Origin of the sequence: Streptomyces sp. NPDC002564, assembly GCF_042889645.1 — a bacterium.
In the GTDB taxonomy this organism is placed as follows: Bacteria; Actinomycetota; Actinomycetes; order Streptomycetales; family Streptomycetaceae; genus Streptomyces.
In genome coordinates this window covers 1-2606 of the sequence record NZ_JBIARE010000030.1, presented here as the reverse complement: position 1 = coordinate 2606, position 2606 = coordinate 1, and the positions used below count along the sequence as shown (strand labels likewise).

The 2606-nt window shown below is 75.8% G+C and carries 3 protein-coding genes; 2 read left to right on the top strand and 1 reads right to left on the bottom strand.

Going from position 1 to position 2606, the window contains the following annotated elements; translation table 11 throughout:
* Positions 1–159: 159 nt before the first annotated feature.
* Positions 160–1092: a LysR family transcriptional regulator gene (locus tag ACFYXE_RS38370; RefSeq protein ID WP_389321238.1), complete on the bottom strand. Its 933-nt coding sequence runs from the start codon at positions 1090–1092 to the stop codon at positions 160–162.
* A 112-nt stretch (positions 1093–1204) separates the two neighbouring features.
* Between ACFYXE_RS38370 and ACFYXE_RS38365 the strand changes: the two genes are divergently transcribed.
* Together ACFYXE_RS38365 and ACFYXE_RS38360 are read left to right on the top strand one after the other, a co-directional pair.
* Positions 1205–2119: an NAD(P)H-binding protein gene (locus ACFYXE_RS38365; protein ID WP_389321235.1), complete on the top strand. Its 915-nt coding sequence runs from the start codon at positions 1205–1207 to the stop codon at positions 2117–2119.
* Positions 2109–2474: a darcynin family protein gene (locus ACFYXE_RS38360; protein ID WP_389321232.1), complete on the top strand. Its 366-nt coding sequence runs from the start codon at positions 2109–2111 to the stop codon at positions 2472–2474. The genes ACFYXE_RS38365 and ACFYXE_RS38360 overlap by 11 nt, the downstream gene beginning before the upstream one ends.
* Positions 2475–2606: the final 132 nt, after the last annotated feature.

Genomic DNA, 2606 nt, shown 5'->3' with positions numbered 1-2606 from the left:
GGGCGTCTCTCCGATCTTCGTGGACAGGCCGCGGCGTCTGGTGCGGTGCATCGCCGTGCGGCCGGGCCGCCCTCGTACTGGTGGTACGTGGGCGGTCCGGCCGTGCGGCGAGGTGCCGTGCCAGGCGCCGCGGACCCGCGAAGATCGGAGAGACGCCCCCTAGGGCGTGCGCAGCGTCCTGCGGACCGCGCCGCGGAGCCAGCGATGGCCGCCGTCGGCGGCGTGCCGCGGGTGCCACGCCATGCCGAGGGTCAGCGGCGGCAGGGGCAGCGGGATGTCGAGCAGGCGCAGGCCCAGCGCGGTGGCCGTGTCGCTGAGCGGGGCGGGCGCACCGCCCCCGGGCGCGGTGGGGACGAGGCAGACGATGTCGCTGCGGGCGGCGAGGGTCATCGCCGCCAGGTGACCGGGCAGGACGACGGCGACGCGCCGGCGCAGGCCCCGCTCGGCCAGCGCGGTGTCCAGCGGCCCGGTGAACCGGCCGCGGCGGCTCACCACGACGTGCTCGGCGGCGGCGAGCCGCTCCGGGGTCAGCGTCCCTTCGGTGAGCGGGTGGCCGGGGCGGACGGCCGCCGCCATCCGCAGGGTGGCCAGCGGCTCGACCCGCGTCTCGGGGTCCACGTGGTCGATGGACCCGACCTCCAGGTCGATGCGTCCGTCGCGCAGCGCGGGCCCGGCCTCCAGTTCCTCGGCGCGGAACCGCAGCGAGATCCCCGGCGCCTCGTCCCCGGCCAGCCGCAGCATCCCGGGCGCCAGCGCCGCGCCGACCAGGTCGGCGGCCTGGAGGGTGAAGGTGCCGCGCAGGACGGCGGGGTCGACCCCGGCGCCGGGCGCAAGGAGCGCGCCCAGGCGGCGTACCACCGCGGCCGTCTCCTCGCGCAGCTGCTGCGCGCGGGGCGTGGGGACCATCCGCTGTCCCGCCCTGACCAGCAGCGGGTCCTGGAGGATGCGGCGCAGCCGGGCGAGCGTGCGGCTCATCGCGGCCGGCGACGTGTGCAGCCGGGCCGCGGCGCGCGTGACGCTCTGCTCGGTCAGCAGGGCGTCCAGCGCGACGGCCAGATTCGCGTCGATGACAGGTTCCGCGTCGCTGGTCATGGGCGTTATTCCATTTCAGGCAATGATCCCGTGCTCGGTTTCCCATTGTGGCAACACCCGGGCCCTTCCCAGGATGGGGGCATCCCGATCCGGCACGACCCACGAGGATTCCATGATCGTCATCACCGCTCCCACCGGGAACATCGGCCGCCGTCTGCTGCCCCTGCTGCTCGCGTCGGCCCCCGCCCGCGGCGAGGAGCTGCGCGTGGTCGTCCGCGACCCGGCCCGGCTGCCCGACGCGGTGCGCGACCGCGTCGACGTGGTCACCGGCTCGCACGGCGACCCCGCCGTCGTCGACCGCGCCTTCGACGGCGCCGACGCCGTGTTCTGGCTCGTCCCCCCGGACGCGTCCCTGCCCCCCGAGGACGGCTTCCGCGGCTTCACCCGGCCCGCCGCACGGGCCCTCGCCGACCACCGCGTCGGGCATGTCGTCGGGGTCTCCGCGCTGGGCCGCGGCACTCCGGTCGCCGACCGCGCCGGGCTCGTCACCGCGTCGCTCGCCATGGACGACCTGATCGCGGGCACCGGCGTGGCCTACCGCGCCCTGGCCAACGCGTCCTTCTTCGAGAACCTGCTGGAGGACGTGGACACGATCCGGGAGACGGGCGTCTTCACCGACGTCGTCGACGCCGGCCGCAGGGGGCCGCTCGTCGCCGTCGCCGACATCGCGGCGGTGGCCGCCGACCTGCTCCTGGACCGCTCGTGGTCCGGCAACGACAGCGTCCCGCTCCTCGGCCCCGAGGACCTCTCCCCCGACGACCTCGCCCTGATCATGTCCGAACGGCTCGGCCGCCCCGTCCGCTACGAGCGCCGGCCGTTCGAGGAGCTGTTCACGACGCTGTGCGGATACGGCCTGGACAAGGAGTTCGCACAGGGCGTCGTCGACATGAAGCGGGCCAAGGACGCGGGGCTGGACGCGGGCGTCGCCCGTACCCCGGCCACCGCCTCCCCCACCACCTTCCGCCAGTGGTGCGCCCAGATCCTCGAGCCCGCGTTCGCCTCGGGAGGAGCCCGTCGTGCCGGTTGAGAGGAACCCCGCGCCGGTCACGGCGTTCATGCTCATCAAGACCACGCCCGAGTGGCTCGCCATGACCCCGCGGCAGCGCATGGAGGCCTTCGCCACCCAGGTCGTCCCCGCGATCGAGGCCCGGACCACCGGCGTCCGCTCGCGCTTCTACGACACGGAGTTCTACTCCGCCCGCGTCACCGACGTCTGGGTCTGGGAGGCCGACGACCACGAGGCGTACCAGCTCCTCATCGACGCGCTGCGCGAAACGCCCTTCTGGGACCGCTACTTCACGGTCGTCGACCTCCTCGTCGGCACCGAGAACGGTTACGCCCGCACGTACGGCCTCGACGCCGTCACCTCGATCGCGACCTGAGCCTCCCGTGAAACGGCGTCGGGGGGGGCCCCCCCCCGGGGGGGGGGGGGGGCCGGGCGGGGGGGGGGGGGGGGGGCGGGCCCCCCCCCCCGGGGGGGCCGGGGGGGGGCCGCGGGGGCCCCGCCCCGCCGC